The organism is Paenibacillus agaridevorans, from assembly GCF_003112455.1.
GTDB classification, from domain to species: Bacteria; Bacillota; Bacilli; order Paenibacillales; family Paenibacillaceae; genus Pristimantibacillus; species Pristimantibacillus agaridevorans.
This window is the reverse complement of sequence record NZ_BDQX01000394.1, coordinates 103,395-120,280: the sequence shown is the minus strand read 5'-3', so window position 1 is coordinate 120,280 and position 16,886 is coordinate 103,395. Positions and strand designations below refer to the sequence as shown.

Below are 16,886 nucleotides of genomic sequence, written 5' to 3'. Positions count from 1 at the left end.
GTAGCACCATCGGCGCCAGTCGGCCCAGCGGGTCCTGTAGCGCCGTCGGCGCCGGTTGGCCCAGTGAGTCCCGTAGCACCATCGGCGCCAGTCGGCCCAGTTGGTCCTGTAGCGCCGTCTACGCCAGTAGCCCCAGTGAGTCCTGTAGCACCGTCGGCGCCGGTCGCCCCAGCGGGTCCCCTAGTGCCATCGGCGCCGGTCGGCCCAGTGGGTCCTGTAACGCCGGCAGCACCGGTTGTCCCAGTCGTTCCTGTAGCTCCCGTAGCGCCAGTGGCACCGGTCGATCCAGTGACTCCAGTCGCCCCGCTAGAACCAGTCGGCCCAGTGGGGCCAATAGCGCCATTAGCTCCGGTGGCGCCATTCGCACCGGTAGGCCCTGTCGATCCAGCGGGTCCTATTGCGCCAGTTGCTCCGGGACGACCTCGCTCTCCATCTGCTCCCCGTTTGCCACGAGAGCCTCTTTCGCCCGTTGCGCCTGTAGGTCCATACGCGCCAGTTGCCCCGGTGGGACCTGTTGGACCCCGGCATCCCTTGCGTTTTCTACATTTGATTGTCCGTTTACAAGGGGACGGGAGGGGCTTTTTCCCGCAAGCGTTCATGCTCTTTGCATGCCTTTTAGTTTTCTTATGTTTGGATAAGTCGCTCAATTGCAGCACCTCCTTTTGACTTGTTATATGGTATTGCAATAGACTCTAAGTGGTATGGGCAAAAAAAGTTATAATAGATAAATCAAGGTTATTTTCGAAAGTATTCGCTCAAGTAGATGCAGGTATAATAAAGAAGAGAGTTCCTTCGTGAAAACCTGAGACTAAGGGAGGTTCGTCCCGATGTTGTGGTCCAATCCAATTGTTCAAATAGGATCGGTGGCGTTCTCGGCTATAGCGGGGATTGTGCTTATCATCCTTCGGCTGCGTGCTGGAAAAAGGCCGACAACGCTTAAAAAAATCATCATACCGCCGCTCGGCATGGCAACGGGGCTCGCGATGTTCGCGTTCCCCGTGACGCACATCCCTTGGCTGTGGGGAGTATCCGCGTTCGGAACAGGACTGCTCATCTTTGCGTTCCCTCTTATCGTTACGACGCAGATGGAACGGGTAGAGGAGCATATTTTCGTGCGGCGGTCCAAGGCGTTCATCGCGATTATGATTACGCTCTTTATCATCCGGCTGCTGTTGCATGGCATCGTCGAGCAGTATATGTCGATTCCGCAGACGGGAGCGCTCTTTTACTTGCTGGCGTTTGGCATGATTCTGCCATGGAGATTCGCGATGTTGGGCGACTTCCTGCGCCTTAAAAAGGTAGAGGGACACCATGTTTGACAGGACGAGCTCGGTCATGGTGCCGTCGATCGAATCTTTGCTAAAAGACTTATTCCTAGCTGAAAGACGAGAGAATCCTTCGAATCCATGCTGAAAGACGATTGAATCTTTGCTAAAAGACGATCTAACCCCGCCCGTTTGCTATTAAAGAAGGCGGGTTTTTGGCGTGCGGTAGTGGCTGGAGTGTTTAATCGGAAGGTGCGAATAATGAGGGGAACGGGTCAGTTCAAGTAGATTAATGGTTGGATGCGGAGGAAGGGGCTGGCTAAAGGTTAGGGTAGAGAGACTACCCGTTAATTGATGGTGTTGCAGGGAATGCGAACAATGGAGTCGGTCAACGTGAGAATGTTAAATGTGAGAGTTCGGTGAGAGCCATGCAAATTTTTTTGGAAGAAAAAAAGGGGGGCTGAGCACAAATAAAGGGAAAACCTCCCACTAAAGACTCTAATAACGGCAGAATGGGTGTATAAGAGGAAAACCTCCCTATAATTTGGCTGGATTCCTGGCATAGTCGTAAGAACCAATGGAATAGAGGGAGGTTTTCCCCTAAAGTTGGATATGGGAGTCCGAATGGCCGGATTAGAGGGAGGAATTCCTTCTAATCGACTTGTCAGGTTGGTAACTCGTCCACGAAATCGTTGACAAGCTGGCAAGGGGGTGGTGGGAGCAGTATGCAAGCGAGACAACGCATGCAGAGTCACGGATTTGTCGCCACGTCGCATACAGAGTCTCAGATTCGGCTCCACGTTGCATGCATAGTCCCGGATTTGGCACTACGTCGCATACAGAGTCTCGGATCTGGTGCCATGTCGTGTGCAGAGTCTCGGATCTGGCACCACGTCCCATGCATAGTCTCGGATCTGGCACCACGTCGTATGCAGAATCCCTGATCTGGGGCCACGTCGCATGTAGAATTCCGGAGCTGGCATCACGCCAACTCCGGGATTGCGGCTACCAGTGATCTAGACAAGAAAAGCACATTGAGGCTGTCAAACTAGACAAGCGACCGAACTCAATCAACTCAACTCAACCAACCAACCTCAACCAACCAACCTCAACCAACCAACCTCAACCAACCAACCTCAACCAACCTCAACCAACCTCAATGAACCTCAATCAACCTCAATCAACCTCAACCAACCTCAACCAACCTCAACCAACCTCAACCGAACTCAAGCAACCCTACCCAACCAACCGTATTCCTCACTTCGTCTGCAGACATTCGAATTGTGCCGCGATCGTCCATACCTTTAGCAAAGTTCGTACGAGGTAATAACACTGGTGGACGATGATCGCAATGAGACCGGCCCAGAGAAGCGACATGCTGCTTACGACGAGACCAAGCGCGCCCGCAATGCCCCACATGAGCAGGGAAAGACCGGCGAAGGGCAGGAATAACCGGACCGAACGCCATAACGAAGCGAAAATGTTCTCTCCGGAGACGGCGCCGAACTGCATCGCGAGGAACAACAGGTGCAGCAGCGCGCCCCAAGCGGCCCAGGCCAAGATGCCGGGCAGCAGCGTGAGCGCCAGCTCCTCGTAGGAAGCGCTGCGGATGAGCGCCTCCAACCCGCGCGGTACAAACCATACGCTAGGCAGTAGGGTGAGTACAGACTGCACCAGGTAGAGAAGCGCGATCGGCCGCCATGTCCGGCGCACGCCTTCGAGAAAGCGTGTCTTGCCCCCGGCTGATCGGGACTGCTCGCTAAGCGAGTAGAGGATGCCGGCATTGAACAGCGGCGTCAGCAGCATGCGCGCAAGGAACAGTCCTCCGAGCATCCAGAGGTAGGGCACTACGAGATCTGTTTTGAACAGCTGGATCTGCGCTTCGGTTATGAAATGCCGCATGACCGCTTCGGATGAGCCGGAATGGGGCAACCGCCGCAGGATAGGCGCAATGGTGCCGTCGATCGCGCGGTATAAGAAGAAGCCCCACGCGAATTGATAAAGGAACAAAAGCAGCACCAGGTGGAAGTGTCTCAGCGCCAGCTTCCAGCCCTGCGTAATATGAGTCTTCATCGTTAATCGCTCCTTGCGTGCGAAGGATAGGTTTGTTGCTCCGGGGGCGGCTACCAGCCAATCGCGCCGAGCAGGCCCTCCACCAGCTTAATGGCTGCCAGGCTCCAGCGTGTACGCGACTCGCTCGGCAGCTCTGCCATCATGAAGTTGTTGATGAGCTTGTTATCCAGCACGTTGCTCTGATCGGGATCGACGGTGACGGAATGGAGCGGGAATTCCGAAACCTCGGTGTACTGAATATGCGTCTCGGAATTCGACCATTCTCTGGTGATCGACGAGCCGTCGGTAAAATGGAAGACGATCGGCACGGGACCGGTCAATCCGCCGTTGCGCTGGATGAGCACCGTGGATTCGTACATCGTTCCGCCGTCCTGCTGAAAGGGCTGAACCTGGATGGCTTCGACGGAAACGTCGGCCATTCCGCTGTTGTAGACGTATTGGTTGAAGTAGTCCGTCCATTTTGCCTTCGTGACTTGTTCCACTACCCGCTGGAAGTCGCCGGTGGTCGGATGCTTGAATTTATACTTCTGGAAGTAAGTTCGCATAATCCGCTCCATCAGCTTCTCGCCGACCTTGTTCTCGATATCCACGAGCACAAGCTTGGCCCGCATATAGACATTCTCCGCGTATTGGCCGGAGTCGTCGTAGGCCCACGACGGCTGCTTGAGCGGAGCGGGATCCGTCATATAGCTGGCTTCCAAGCGAAGATTTGGCGTTATGCCGTACGTGGCTTCCATCACTTTATCTTCGGCGTAGGAGGTGAAACCTTCGTCCAGCCAGGCTTCTTCGAATTCATTGGAAGCGACCATGCCGTACCAATATTGATGACCTATCTCATGTACGACCGTCCGCTCCAGATCGTAGCCCGGGTTCGCATTCATGGCTCCGAAGGCCGTGATCAACGTTGGATACTCCATGCCCCCCGCGCCGTTTGCTCCGGCAGGCGGAACAACGATGGAGAGGGTGTTGTACGGGTAGGAGCCGTACCAGCGGGCATAGTTCGACAGAGCCGACTTGGCGGCGTGGAAGTAACGCTCCTTGAGCTCGGCATGCAGCGGATCGAGATACAGCTTGATCCGTACGCCGGGAATGCCTTTGTCAGAATGGACGGTCTCCTCGTAAACGAAGTCGGGAGAGGCCGACCATGCGAAGTCGTGCACGTCTTCCGCATAGAATTGGAAGATCTTCTTTCCGTCTTTCGTCACGACCGGCTTGGTCTGGAAGCCTGTGGCGGCAACGATATGAGTTTCCGGAACGGTAATCCGCACGCTGTATATGCCGAAGTCGCTGTAAAATTCCGAGTTGCCATGATACTGGTGGACATTCCAGCCTTCGCTCGTCCGACCGCGCATGCCGACGGTTTCGTACACGGCGAGCTTGGGAAACCATTGGCCAGCCATAACGAAATCTCCGGAGTAGCCCATTCGCGCGAACACCTCCGGAAGCTTGACCTCGTAGCTCATCTTAAGCGTCACCGACTTGCCCGGGGCGACCGGTTCCGGCAGCTTGAGGCGAACGAGCGTATAGTCGTTGACGTTGCCGTCGTCGGGCTGCATGTATTGCAGTCTGGGAAGAAGGCTTTCGCCCTCCAGCGTCTCGAGCGTGAGCAGCTCGATGTAGCTGCGGCTGTTCAGCGTTGCCTTGTCCTGCCGCAGCTTGCCGCCGGATTCCGTCATGAAGGTGGTCTTGGGGGACTGGAAGGCATTAGGATACAGGTGGAAATAAAGCTCCGATACGGCCTTGTGCCCAGGGTTCGTCCAAGTAACGTCCTGCACGCCGTCCAGATGCTGACCATCCTCGCGCAAGGTGACGTTGATATGGTATTCGACGACCCGTTTGCTCAGACTTTCCGGCTTTGCGGGCAGGTTATTGTCCGGCTGCTGGACAGCTTGTGGCTTGGCCGAATTTGCGGCAGGCGGAGCGGCCTTGGAGGCGCCGGCGGCAGGGGCGAAAGCGAATGTATACTGCGATTGCCAAGCGTTCCCGAAGCCGAATTGCACGGATATGACGAGCAATAAGGCCGCGAGCAAACCGAATATTAACCGTTTGACATTGCGTGGAGTCATTGAACGTTTCCCTCCCGTTGACAAGCATCTAAGGCATGTATATGTTTGCAATTCCAAGATTATTAGCTAAAATGGAATTATTGTACGGGAAGGTGGGATAAGCGTGACGGAGCAAGGGAATACGCCGGAGCAGCCGGCGGCGAAAGAAAAGAAATCCTTGTCGCTCAACGTGGTGAGCAACAAAAAACATAAAGGCTTCGGCGCGGGGTCAATCGACCTTAGCGATGTGGCGTGCGTGATGATCGACGATGGCGTCGCCTATATCGACGTTGGCATTATGCATGCAAAGAGCAAGGTGGAACGAGGCATCAAGTTCACCCCGAACAAGGAGGATACGCCGAACGGTCGTCCGTGCTGGATCGTGTGGGTCGCCGTCGATCGTAACGAAGAGGGTTCCTATTACGCGGGCGTTACTTCTTGCGAGATGCTGGTCGATACGGAAGCGAGGCGGGGCTGGAAGATTCTTGCCGATCATGTAAATCGTCTGGATTATGCGATCAAGCGCCGCTACATGCTGGAGAATCTCGGAGAAAACGAAAAGGCGGCGCTGCGCAAGCTTCTTGTCGAGCATAACGCGGAGTGGTGGGATCGCTCGCCGGAGGAACTGAAGGAGAAGCTTCAATAAGAGGGTATGACCGACAAAGAGATGACTTCGGTCGAGGTCTCTCCGGGGAACGGCCTCCGGCTTGACGAGCAAGCATAGCTTGCGGGAACCGTCGGTCATGCCGTGTTGCCGCATCGAATTCCAATCATAATTAAACAAGCTGTCCCGGCCATAAAGATGGCCGGGACAGCTTGTTTTGTGCGTATTGCTACTTGTCTGACTTCAGCATATTTAGAATGGCGGTGACGGCTTCGGCTCTGGTCGCCGTCCCTTGTGGGACGAAACGGTTGCCCGAGCGGCCATGCAGAATGCCTTCGTCAGCCGCGGACTTGACGGCTCCAAGCGCCCACGAAGGGATCGCTGCGTTATCCGCAAAGCTCGTCGCCGCGGTTCCGCTTGTCGGAAGCGAAATCGCTTTGGCGATCATGGAGGCCATCTCGGCCCGATTAATCGTGGCGCCAGGCCTGAAGCTGCCGTCCGGATATCCTCCGACAATGCCGCGTTGCAGCGCTTGGGCGATAGCTGTCCGAGCCCATGGGCCGATCGCGGAATTGTCCGTGAAGGCTAGCGGCGCTCCGCTCTCTTCCGCTTGCAAGGCGTTCATCAGCATGACGGCGAATTCTGCGCGGGTGACGGTTTTCTCCGGCTTGAACGTGCCGTCGTCGTAACCCTGCACGATGCTGGCTGCTGCCGCTTCCTTAATCGCTTCCTCCGACCAGTGACCGGCGATGTCCGTAAAGGAAATTTCCGGTTCCTGCGCCGTTTCGTCGTCTACGACGAATACCGCGAATTTGGTAAAGTGATCCGTTTTGGCCGTGATGGTGTCCCCTTCGACGGTGCCTCCGATTTCAACCCATTGCTTCAGCTCTTCGTCGAAGTAGAAGATGGAGGCTTTTTGTCCTTCCTTCACGAGAGAAGGGTCGAACTTAAAGGTTAATGTGACCGGTACAAGGAAGTTGCCGATACGGTCCTTTAACAGTTCGTAGACCGACGTTGCCAGGTCTCCCGGCTGGCTGCCCGGTACCGTAGAGTTCAGCAGCTTCTCGATGGACATCTTCGTTTCGCCTTCGGTCGCGCCTTTCGGCACGTTCAGCGTTATCAGTTGCCCGAGAGACAGGGAGCCTCCGTTAGCCGGTTGGATCATTCCTTCCGTCTTGGTAATCGGCGTTGTCGGGCCGCCTGGCAATAGGACGGAATCCGTAGCGAACGTGCCCGTCAAAGGCGAGCTCTCGAGACCGCTGTTATCGATGGCTTTGACCGTGTAGGAATAGGAGGTTCCCGGCAACAAGCCGCTCGCAGAGTAGGATGTGGTTGTCGCGGAGAGGCGTGCGATCGGTACATCTTTGCCTGTGACGTATACCGAATAGCCGTTAATTCTCTCATCGTCCAATGCTAGCGGCCAAGCGAAGGTGATGTCCGTTGTGGATCTGCTCTCCAGAGTCAGCGCGCTGCCGTCTGCCCATATCGGCGCTTGCTCCAAAGCGGATGTAATGTCCTGCGTTCCTACCGTCTCGAACCAATTTTTGATCGTGTTGAAATCGCTGGAGAACGCGAGCGACAGCATCAACATGATGCGCGCGTGCTGAGGATTCAGGTTGTCGGCTGCGACAATGCCGTTGCTGCTGCCGGAAGTAGAGCCGGAGCCCGTTCGCGTTGTAGAAGCGAATACGACGCCGTGATCCTGGATGGCTGCGCTGCGGGCCGCGCTCATCTTGGACGAGATGCCTCCCGCGCCGGTGCCGGCCGTAACGATTCCCTTCGCGCCGTCCTGTACCAGCGCCCGGATCGCGCCGCCGCCGGCTTCCTGGTAGTTATAGACGATCTCCACCACAGGGAGCGCCGTCTTTGCTATGGTGCGCAGATCGAACGGAGTCGCCCAATCCGACTGTCCGGCCTTCATTGCGCGAGCGGTAAGGCGATAGATGCGTACGGCGGGATCATCGACATAGCCGATCGCGCCGAACATCGGCGTTTCGAATGTGTCCATGCGGTGCGAGTTGGACTTTGTCACTTCGCGTGCCGTATGGATGACGTCGTTGAGCATAACGACAGTGCCGAACCATTGGGTCTTATTGCTGCCCGCCACCTTGATGGCTTGATACAGGTTTGCAGGGCCGTCTGTGCCGATTACATCCCAAGGGCGCATCGCCCCGGTGACGACGACCGGCTTCGGACTGCGCACGGTCAGATCGAGGAAGTAGGCGATCTCCTCCATTGTATCCGTTCCCGTCGTTACGACCGCGCTGTCGTAAATCTCCAGCGCCGCATCGACCGCGAGAGAGAGGTCGTACAGCTCTTGCATCGTGTAGCCGCCGGAGCCTTTGTTGCCGAATTGGTACGAGGATACGTCGGCGGTCTTGTGCACGGGCAGATCGCCGAGCAGCTTCTCCATCGTATAAGTACCGGCCGAATAGCTCTGGAAGCTTGTGCTGTTCGAGGCTTTGCCGGCAAGCGTGCCTCCCGTTGCGACCACGATAACATTAGGCAGAGGCGATTCGATATGCGCCTGCGATAGGGCCGGTATGTTGAAGGTGGGCAATGAGGGAGGCGCCGCGTCCGCTGCGCGTGCCGGGCCGGGACTTGAGGCCAGCAGCGTGGCGAGGAGCGAGGCGACCAGCAGCGGAGCAAGCAGCTTCCTTAGCGTCTTGTTGGTTTCGAATATGGTCATGACGGCTTACCTCCCCCTTTTTATGGTGTCGATACGAGTTCTGGCGCTTCAGGAGCGGCAGGGGCTTCAGTTTCTTCCGTAGCCGCAGGCGCCTCCGTTACCTCAGGTGTAGTTGCGGGAGTAGGCTCAAGAGCAGGTTCTGTTGCGACCGGCTCGGTGACAACGGGCTCCGTTGCTTCGGGCTCATCGACACTCGCCGTCAAAGCGGTGTTCTCATCGACGGAAATTTCCACGTCTTGCGTTCCGAAGGTGGAGAACCAGCCGCGGATTGTGTTCGCGTCACTGGAAAATGCGAGCGAGAGCAGAAGCAGCATACGCGCATGTTGAGCGTTCAGGTTATCGCCGGCGATCGTATTGCCGCTGCCGCCGTACATCGTGCCGGACCCGGTTCTTGTCGTTGTTACGAACATGACGCCATGATCCCGGATAGCTGCCGTGCGGGCCGCGCTCATCTTGGAAGAAATGCCGCCAGCGCCCGTTCCGGCCGTTACGATGCCTTTCGCGCCGTCTTCGACGAAGCCGCGAATCGCGCCGCCGCCTGCTTCTTGATAGTTATAAGCGATTTCGACGATCGGCAGGCTGGTCTTCTCGATCGTTTTCAGATCGAACGGCGAGGCCCATTCCGGCGTGCCTGCTTTGAGCGCTCTTGCCGGTGCGCGGTAGATACGAACCGCAGGGTCGTCTACGTAACCGATCGCGCCGAACATTGGCGTCTCGAACGTGTCCATGCGATGCGAATTCGACTTCGTCACTTCGCGAGCCGCGTGGATGACGTCGTTTAGCATAACGACGGTACCGAACCATTTTGTTTTGCCGCTGCCCGCGACTTTGATGGCTTGATACAGGTTGGCGGGACCGTCCGTTCCGATAACGTCCCATGGTCTCATGGCGCCAGTGACGACGACCGGCTTCTCGCTGCGTACGGTCAGATCGAGGAAGTAGGCGATCTCCTCCATCGTGTCCGTGCCTGTTGTTACGACCGCCCCATCGTATAGTTCGAGAGCGGCATCCACGGCAAGCGACAGATCATACAGTTCTTGAATCGTATAGCCGCCGGAGCCCTTATTTCCGAATTGGTAAGAGGATACGTCTGCTGTCTTATGCAGAGGCAAATCGCCGAGCAGCTTTTCCATTGTATAAGTGCCGGCCGAATAACTTTGGAAGCTCGTTTTGTCGCCGTTGCGGGCTGCGCCGGCAAGCGTGCCGCCAGTAGCTACCACGATGACGTTGGGGAGAGGAGAAGTTTGATGCGCTTCGGATAACGCCGGGATGTCGAAAGTCGGAAGTGGGATAGGCTCGGCAGCATTGACCAGATTTCTCCAGGTGAATGTACCGATTGCACCTGCGACGAGCGCGAATGCTAGAATAGAGATCAATACCTTTTTGCCAATCATTTTCCCGACAGTTTGTGTCATGTTATCTCTCCTTTTAAGTGATGAGTATAAGGATTCCTCGGTAAAATCGTAATTTATGTTAGATAATATGACAAATATAAAAGTGGGGTAATAAAACGCATACATGATAAAATATCTTATTCATGCTTTTAAATTCGTTTCAATTCATAGGTGAATCAATTTGCTGGTAATTGCAAAATTAAATATAATCCATGAGGTTTGAGTCATAAAAGTTAACATTGGAACAAATTATAATTTTTTTTTTGGAGAAGCGCAGGGTTTCCTGCAGTGGCTGACGTCTATATAAGCGGGAAGGGAGGAGAGCGACATTCACGACGAAGCGTGGATCAAGGCTGTGCGGGACGGCGGGCCCGAGCATTATCGACCGTTCGTGCAGGCTTACGGAACTTATATCTATCACACCGTTCACGCCGTGTTGCAGTCGCCGCATGATGCGGAAGACGTAACGCAGGAAGTGCTTATCCAGATCTACCGTTCCCTCCCGAATTACCGTATGGACGGATTAAAGAGCTGGATCACCCGCATCGCGGTCAATCGAGCTATCGATTACAAACGAAGCAAGGCCAGAAGGCCGGAGCAGCTGTCGGGAGCCGGCGAGGAAGCGCTGCAGCGGGCAACGTCGGTGACTGCGATCGGCATGCTGGATGCGACCCCCTCCCCCGCTGCCGAGGAAGTAGCCATGAAGCAGGAGTGGAGCAGAGCCTTGCATGAGCGGGTCGGCGGCATGCCGGAGCATTATCGCGAGGTGGTCGAAGCCTTCTACATGGAAGAGAAAAGCTATGAGCAAATCGCGGCCGAGACAGGTCTGGAACGCAAGAGTGTGGAGTCCCGGCTGTACCGGGCGAGAAGCTGGATGAGGCGACACTGGCGGAAGGAGGATTTCGAATGACAGAGAACGAAATGCGACATATATCGACCGAAGTCATGAGAGGTTACGCGAGAGGGACTCTCGGAGAAGCGGAACGTGCGCGCGTAGATGACGAGCTGCTGGTATGCGACCGTTGTCTGGCATTATTTATGAGCATGTTGGGTGACGAGGCGGATGCGGGAGGAACAGGCAGCGAGATGCAGTCGATGCCGGATCTGTCGGCGATGGAGGAGAAAGTGATCGCACAGTTGGCGGGATCCTCCGAACGACAAGTTAAAGTGCCGGTTCCAATGCCGAAGTCTGCCGCCATGAAGCCGGTCGAGCCAAGGCGGAGAAGCATGGAACGGCGACCCACTCTCATGCAGAGGCCAGTCGTGCAATATACGATAGCCGCATCGGTTACATTGCTGCTGCTCGCTTCCGGAGCTCTTGCGGATTTTACACGCGGACTGGAGAAGCTGGATGAAAGCCAGCTTGCCATGCCTGCGCAGCCTGATGCCGAAAACGCTTGGCGTGTCGAGCCTACCTGGTCTGACGAGTTAGTCCAGCGTACGGGAAGTTGGCTGGAAGGCATTCAGGCTTCGCGCTTTAAATAAACGGTTGAAGACAAGAACAGCGAGTGTAAAAGGTTTGATTATTCCAGTTGCGATATTTTTGAAGGAAGCAGAGAGGAGATGAGTTGTGATGGTGCGCAAAAGCAAGGCTGCGGCATTTTTTCTGTCGTTTATACCGGGAGCGGGACACGCGTATTTGGGCAGACCTTTTCGTTGTTTGATATACGCGGGTTTATTCTTCGGCTTGATCGGCCTGGGTATATTGATTCAAATTGCGAACGGAGGTTACGAGTCGGATGCCTTCATGATGATGATCATATTGGCTTTCGCGGCAGCTTTCATCAATATGCTGGATATGATTTTTACGTTAATTTCCGGCAAGGCCCCGGGGCTGCAAGGGAATCCCCCCGTTTACGGGGATGGCGGATATGCATACGGGCCGCAGGCTAATGGCGGCGAGGGTTACGGCGGCGCCTATGGCGGTCATGGAGGTCGGCTGGACTACGCGCAGGAGCAAGAGAAATCAAAGACGATTATGTTGTCCGTCATTCCGGGGCTTGGCCATATGTTCCTCGGATTGACGCAGCGCGGCATTACCTTCCTTATTTCGTTTATCGGGTTGTTCGCGATTATCGTGTTCATTAGCGCGGTGATGGGCTCCGGTGCAATTTTGGTCTTCCTGCTGGCGCTGCCGGTCATCTGGATTTACAGCATGTTCGACGCCGTTCAATTGCTGCAGGCGAAACATCGGGGAGAACAACTGCAGGACAAATCGTTGTTCGAGGGCTTCGAGGCGCATATCGGTTCCGGCCATAAAAATAAAGTGCTCACTATCGCCCTGTCCATTTTCCCAGGTGCAGGTCACTTATATCTGGGCTTGCAGAAGCGGGGGCTTCAATACATGGGAGGGTTCCTGCTGGCCATCTACGTCATGGATAATTTAAGGCTGTCGCTCTTCCTGTTCCTGCTGCCGCTCTACTGGTGCTTCGCGTTCTTCGACGCCCTCCAGCAGATTGGCCGTTACGAGCGCGGCGAGTTAAGTGACGAGCCTCTGCTGCCGATGTTCGTGCCGTACCAGCGTTGGTTCGGAATCGCGCTTCTTGGCTTCGGGGCATACTTCCTCGTAGACCGTATCGTGATGCGGGCGCTCAATGAGCGTTTTCCGGTTATCGTTCGCGAGTATTTGATGTACAAATATATGTTCCCGACCGCGATCATCGCGTTCGTCATGATCGTGTTGGGCCTGCGTCTTGCCTTCGGAAGCAAGAGCGTGCTCGGCGCGGTCATGCCGCCGGAACGCGATTTTGCGGGACGGGATAAAGAAGGAGGGGACGGACGATGAACGCAATGAATATGCCGCCGCTGCCAGGCTCTCCATCCGCCGGAGCGGCAGAACGAGGGCTCCGGACATGGCGGGTCGGCTCGTTATCGATGGGCATTACGTTAATTTTGATGGGGACGGCTTTCGCCGTTTCCCTCTGGCAAGATACGGAAGCTTACGAGTTGCTGCTATGGGTCGCTCCCATCGTATTTGTCCTGTTGGGCGCGGAGCTGCTGATTCATCTGAAAATGTCCGGAAGCCGCGATACCGTCGTCCGGTACGACTGGATCAGCGTCTTCTTTGTCGGTCTGATCGGCGCGGCTAGTCTTTTGCTTGCTCTGTTAATGTCGACGGGCGTCTTCGACGAGCTGCGCTCCGGATTGCAGATGACGCAGCGCACGGCATACGTCGACACGGAGGGCGTCGCCATCCCGGCTGAAGTGACCAAGGTCATCGTCCAGGCGACAGACGGCGTGACGTTAAACGAGACGGAAACTCGCGAAGCCCATCTTATGGGACAAATTCGTTATTGGTCGGAGGGGCCGATCACTTCTATTAACGACGATATCTGGCGGACAAGGGTTGTCGGGGATACGATGTACATCGTGATCGGAACAGTCCCCCGCAGAGACGGAGGGTTCGTTACCGACGCTGTAAGACCAATGCTTATGCTTGCGCTGCCGAAGGGCTTGCAGGTGGAGAGGCAGAACTACTAAGTGGAAAGCCCGGCAAGGCCTCGACCATAGAGGTTTGCCGGGCTTTTTGTTGTTTGTTTAGGACATTATGTGACTCTAAAACTTGAGAGGCCGTCGATTCATTGTGTGCAAAACTGGAAATGAAGCTGCAAACAATCATCGCCGACGAGTTAACGGAAGTGAGGGCCCTTATATGGATCTTTTGGCGTGATTTTAAAATATAAAGGAATTCTGCGACGTTATTTGTGAGAAATCAAGGCAAACCGAGGACTTTTGCTCATCATAAGGGCTGTCAGTTCCATTAGATTTTAAAAGTGCCGCTTTTTGCTGAAATAACGTCTTTGATTTCCGTTACAGTTGCTCCCGCTCATTTTTTACCGGATACTTGCCCGCAATTTCACCTTTGCACAATGAATAGACAGCCTCGTTATGTCCGTTAGGCGGTGAGTGATTGGACGCTTTTGTTTTTTGGATTACCTTCAGGTAATTCCGACTTTGGATAAGGGGAATCTCGCCCTATTCCTGGAGCCAGAACTTTACCGTTTTGCCGTTTTGCCTAAAGGAGTGTTTCCTTTACCTTCTCCATCGATGCTACGATTCGGTACATGCCGCGCAGAGGTTCGTAGCCGAGCTTACGGTTGATGGACAGAATCGGCGCGTTCATAGAATCGTTGTCCGTCCGGATATAGCTTGCTCCCAAACGCAAGCCTTTGCGGATCGCCTCCAGTTTTAACGCGAGCGCGACTCCTATGCCGCGGTATTCGCGGTCGACTCCCGTATACTCATGATACAATCCCCCGGTCGCCTCGATATGGAGGACGTTCGTCATGCCGACGAACCGGTCGCCGGCGGCTGCAATCAGCACCAGCCCAGGCCGAAAGCCGTCCACCTCCAGATACCACTTCTTCCACTGATCGAAGTCAGGCACGTCGCCAAGGAAGCTAGGGATATCCCGCATTGTCGAGGCGGATAGCTCGTAGAGCTTGCGCTCGCTCTCCTCGCCTGGCTCATCCGCGAGAGTCAACAGTCTTAGTCCGCTTTTTGCAAGGATGGCTGCGGGATTGCGATCCGACCACTCCGGGGATACGTTGGCAAGCTGCAGCACGGACTGATACGCGTGGCGTTCCACGACGAATCCCCGGCGAACGGCGAATTGCAAAGCTTCCGGGTGATCGTCCCATACCTCCGTAATGAGGGAGGCTGCGCCAAGCTCTTCTCCCCAGTGGAAGGCGTGGCGCAGCAGTGCTTCGCCAATTCCCTGCCCCCGATAAGCTTTGCTGACAATCAATGTGTTGCACAGATACCCCGGCTCTGTCCACGGAGCCCGCCATGACCATACATATCCGGCGATATCTCCGTCCCGGGAGACGGCTACGCGTCTTGTGCGGTCATAACCTCCAAGCAGTCCGCTGTCATCCATCCAGGTATGTCCGACTTCGTACAGCTTCTTGTCGTCCTCCTCCAAACGCCCGGCGGTAGTTGGCTCCGACCAATATTCGTTCAGGAGCTCGGCGAGCGGAGCGTAGTCCTCCGGCAATCGAAGGGCACGCAGTGTGAAAGGTTGTTTCATGTTCTTGACACCGACCTTTCTTATCCTCAAGTTTATATACTTGAAGTATCGCTTACGCGGAAGGTCCATGGATAGGGAAACATTAGCTTGAAATAAATAATACTGAAAACAAAATGTAAGCAAGCGTGGCAAGAGATACGGCAGATGGAAATAAAAACGTTTCGATAAAGTTAAAAACCTCACTTGAATACGATTTCAACTTGCATTATAATCAATATCGAAACGTTTCGATTGCGATCATCTGACAAAAGAAAACATTCGCAGCACGAATTTTGATTGTTATCGAAACGTTTCTCTAATAGGTTGCATCAGTTGGAGGCCACAGCTTTATTGGAATGAAGCTCTGCTTCTAAGGGCATTCTAACCATGCAAGGGCGCGTGCTTCAAAAAATAAGTATGAATTCGTCCAAATGGTTGGAATACGAGGGAACGGGGTAAGAACGGGTAGTGAGCATGATCAAATGACATTTCGAGAGGGGTTTGCAGAATGAAAAAGACATTTGCGATGATTACGACGGTTGCTCTAGGCGCGGGATTGCTCGCCGGCTGCGGGGCGAACGGCAACAACACGGAAGGCAATACGGGGGCAGGCAATGGCGGCGGCAAGGAAAACGAAAAAGTAACGCTTAGCGTATGGGGCATGGGCGAAGAGGCCAAAACATTGCCGAAGCTGGCGGAGCAATTTACGAAAGAAAACCCGAACATTACGATCAACGTACAGGCGCTGCCATGGAATCAAGGCCATGAGAAGCTCTTGACGGCAATCGCTTCGAAAAAAGGTCCTGACGTCATCCAGATGGGCACGTCCTGGATTCCGGAATTCGCCGACGCGGAGGCGCTTGCGGATCTGACGCCATACGTCGAAAAATATCCGGAGCTGAATCCGGACAACTTTTACGAAGGCGCCGTAGCGGCCGGCAAAGCGGGCGACAAATATGTCAGCTCCCCGTGGTACGTCGAAACGCGCGTATTATACTACCGCACGGATCTGCTGAAGGAAGTCGGTTATGAAGCCGCTCCGAAAACCTGGGAGGAGCTGTCCGACGCGGCGCAGAAGCTGGCGGCTCGCGGCGACGGCAAGTACGGCATCAGCATCGATCCAAAGGAGCAATCGCTGGGCTTCATGTTCTCCCGCCAGAACGGCGCAGAATGGTTCACGGCTGAGGGCCAGCCTAACTTCAGCGACCCCAAGTTCGTCGAAGCGGTAGAGTACATCAATAGCTTCTACCAAAACGGCTCCGCGCCGAAGGATCTGGGTCTCGACATCATCCCTGCCTTCAAAGAAGGCATTCTGCCGATGTTCATCAGCGGTCCTTGGATGATCAAGCTGATTCAGGATCAAGCTCCGGAAATCGACGGCAAATGGGCGATGGCGGTTCTTCCGAAGAAAGAGAACAACATCTCGCTGCTTGGCGGTTCCAACCTGTCGATCTTCGAATACTCGAAGAACAAAGATGCCGCAGCCAAGTTCATCGCATTTATGAGCAAGCCGGAGACGCAGCTTCAGTGGATGGAGACAACTAGCTCCCTGCCGGCGGCAACTGCTGCTTGGGAAGACGACAAGCTGAAAAACGACGTGAACTATAAAGTGATCGGCGAGCAGCTGAACGCGGCCCAACCGATGCCTGTTATTACCGAATGGGCGCAAATCAGCGAAAGCTATGTAAAACACTTCGAAGTGATTTACCGCAATAACGCGGACGTGAAAAAAGAACTGGAAAGCTTCAACAACGACGCGATTAAATTGATGAAATAACGATCCACCAGCTTGTCATGTATGGCAACCG

General features: G+C 54.8%; 12 protein-coding genes. 7 read left to right on the top strand and 5 right to left on the bottom strand.

The annotated features are described in order from the left end of the window. Nucleotides 1-827 precede the first annotated feature (827 nt). The gene (locus PAT3040_RS30735; RefSeq protein ID WP_108995673.1) at nucleotides 828-1,319 is read left to right on the top strand and encodes a CcdC family protein; all 492 of its coding nucleotides are present in this window, start codon (nucleotides 828-830) and stop codon (nucleotides 1,317-1,319) included. Between the two features lie 1,203 nt (nucleotides 1,320-2,522). Here the strand turns inward: PAT3040_RS30735 and PAT3040_RS30730 are convergent. After that, the gene (locus PAT3040_RS30730) at nucleotides 2,523-3,338 is read right to left on the bottom strand and encodes a hypothetical protein (protein ID WP_108995672.1); all 816 of its coding nucleotides are present in this window, start codon (nucleotides 3,336-3,338) and stop codon (nucleotides 2,523-2,525) included. 50 nt (nucleotides 3,339-3,388) lie between these two features. Continuing rightward, entirely contained in the window at nucleotides 3,389-5,404 is a 2,016-nt protein-coding gene (locus PAT3040_RS30725; protein WP_108995671.1) for a M1 family metallopeptidase, read from the bottom strand. A 103-nt stretch (nucleotides 5,405-5,507) separates the two neighbouring features. Here PAT3040_RS30725 and PAT3040_RS30720 point away from each other — a divergent pair, with 103 nt between their 5' ends. Continuing rightward, the gene (locus PAT3040_RS30720) at nucleotides 5,508-6,029 is read left to right on the top strand and encodes a YwhD family protein (protein WP_108995670.1); all 522 of its coding nucleotides are present in this window, start codon (nucleotides 5,508-5,510) and stop codon (nucleotides 6,027-6,029) included. A gap of 187 nt (nucleotides 6,030-6,216) precedes the next feature. Here the strand turns inward: PAT3040_RS30720 and PAT3040_RS30715 are convergent, their stop codons facing one another. Further along, nucleotides 6,217-8,676 (bottom strand): asparaginase domain-containing protein, encoded by a 2,460-nt coding sequence (locus tag PAT3040_RS30715; protein WP_108995669.1) that lies wholly within the window; start codon nucleotides 8,674-8,676, stop codon nucleotides 6,217-6,219. 20 nt (nucleotides 8,677-8,696) lie between these two features. After that, nucleotides 8,697-10,091 carry an asparaginase gene (locus PAT3040_RS30710; RefSeq protein ID WP_108995668.1) on the bottom strand — a complete coding sequence of 465 codons (1,395 nt, stop codon included), beginning with the start codon at nucleotides 10,089-10,091 and terminating at the stop codon, nucleotides 8,697-8,699. Between the two features lie 334 nt (nucleotides 10,092-10,425). Between PAT3040_RS30710 and PAT3040_RS30705 the strand changes: the two genes are divergently transcribed. The 4 genes from PAT3040_RS30705 (at nucleotide 10,426) to PAT3040_RS30690 (ending at nucleotide 13,550) form a co-directional block, all read left to right on the top strand. Then, nucleotides 10,426-10,980: an RNA polymerase sigma factor gene (locus tag PAT3040_RS30705; protein WP_258235243.1), complete on the top strand. Its 555-nt coding sequence runs from the start codon at nucleotides 10,426-10,428 to the stop codon at nucleotides 10,978-10,980. After that, nucleotides 10,977-11,555, top strand: coding sequence for a hypothetical protein (locus PAT3040_RS30700; protein ID WP_108995667.1), 579 nt, complete (start codon nucleotides 10,977-10,979; stop codon nucleotides 11,553-11,555). The genes PAT3040_RS30705 and PAT3040_RS30700 overlap by 4 nt, the downstream gene beginning before the upstream one ends. Before the next feature lie 88 nt (nucleotides 11,556-11,643). Next, complete coding sequence (locus PAT3040_RS30695; RefSeq protein ID WP_087571386.1) at nucleotides 11,644-12,855, top strand: hypothetical protein; 1,212 nt, start codon at nucleotides 11,644-11,646, stop codon at nucleotides 12,853-12,855. Next, nucleotides 12,852-13,550: a hypothetical protein gene (locus PAT3040_RS30690; RefSeq protein WP_108995666.1), complete on the top strand. Its 699-nt coding sequence runs from the start codon at nucleotides 12,852-12,854 to the stop codon at nucleotides 13,548-13,550. Before PAT3040_RS30695 ends, PAT3040_RS30690 begins: the two co-directional genes overlap by 4 nt. Before the next feature lie 535 nt (nucleotides 13,551-14,085). On the opposite strand, the gene PAT3040_RS30685 is transcribed toward PAT3040_RS30690, so the two are convergent. Then, nucleotides 14,086-15,099: a GNAT family N-acetyltransferase gene (locus tag PAT3040_RS30685; protein WP_181376942.1), complete on the bottom strand. Its 1,014-nt coding sequence runs from the start codon at nucleotides 15,097-15,099 to the stop codon at nucleotides 14,086-14,088. 487 nt (nucleotides 15,100-15,586) lie between these two features. Between PAT3040_RS30685 and PAT3040_RS30680 the strand changes: the two genes are divergently transcribed. Beyond that, nucleotides 15,587-16,855 (top strand): sugar ABC transporter substrate-binding protein, encoded by a 1,269-nt coding sequence (locus tag PAT3040_RS30680; RefSeq protein WP_108995664.1) that lies wholly within the window; start codon nucleotides 15,587-15,589, stop codon nucleotides 16,853-16,855. Nucleotides 16,856-16,886 lie beyond the last annotated feature (31 nt).

Coding starts and splice junctions, on each gene's coding strand:
- PAT3040_RS30735 (WP_108995673.1), top strand. CDS start 828: ATGTTGTGGTCCAATCCAATTGTTCAAATAGGATCGGTGGCGTTCTCG.
- PAT3040_RS30730 (WP_108995672.1), bottom strand. CDS start 3,338: ATGAAGACTCATATTACGCAGGGCTGGAAGCTGGCGCTGAGACACTTC.
- PAT3040_RS30725 (WP_108995671.1), bottom strand. CDS start 5,404: ATGACTCCACGCAATGTCAAACGGTTAATATTCGGTTTGCTCGCGGCC.
- PAT3040_RS30715 (WP_108995669.1), bottom strand. CDS start 8,676: ATGACCATATTCGAAACCAACAAGACGCTAAGGAAGCTGCTTGCTCCG.
- PAT3040_RS30710 (WP_108995668.1), bottom strand. CDS start 10,091: ATGACACAAACTGTCGGGAAAATGATTGGCAAAAAGGTATTGATCTCT.
- PAT3040_RS30700 (WP_108995667.1), top strand. CDS start 10,977: ATGACAGAGAACGAAATGCGACATATATCGACCGAAGTCATGAGAGGT.
- PAT3040_RS30695 (WP_087571386.1), top strand. CDS start 11,644: ATGGTGCGCAAAAGCAAGGCTGCGGCATTTTTTCTGTCGTTTATACCG.
- PAT3040_RS30690 (WP_108995666.1), top strand. CDS start 12,852: ATGAACGCAATGAATATGCCGCCGCTGCCAGGCTCTCCATCCGCCGGA.
- PAT3040_RS30685 (WP_181376942.1), bottom strand. CDS start 15,099: ATGAAACAACCTTTCACACTGCGTGCCCTTCGATTGCCGGAGGACTAC.
- PAT3040_RS30680 (WP_108995664.1), top strand. CDS start 15,587: ATGAAAAAGACATTTGCGATGATTACGACGGTTGCTCTAGGCGCGGGA.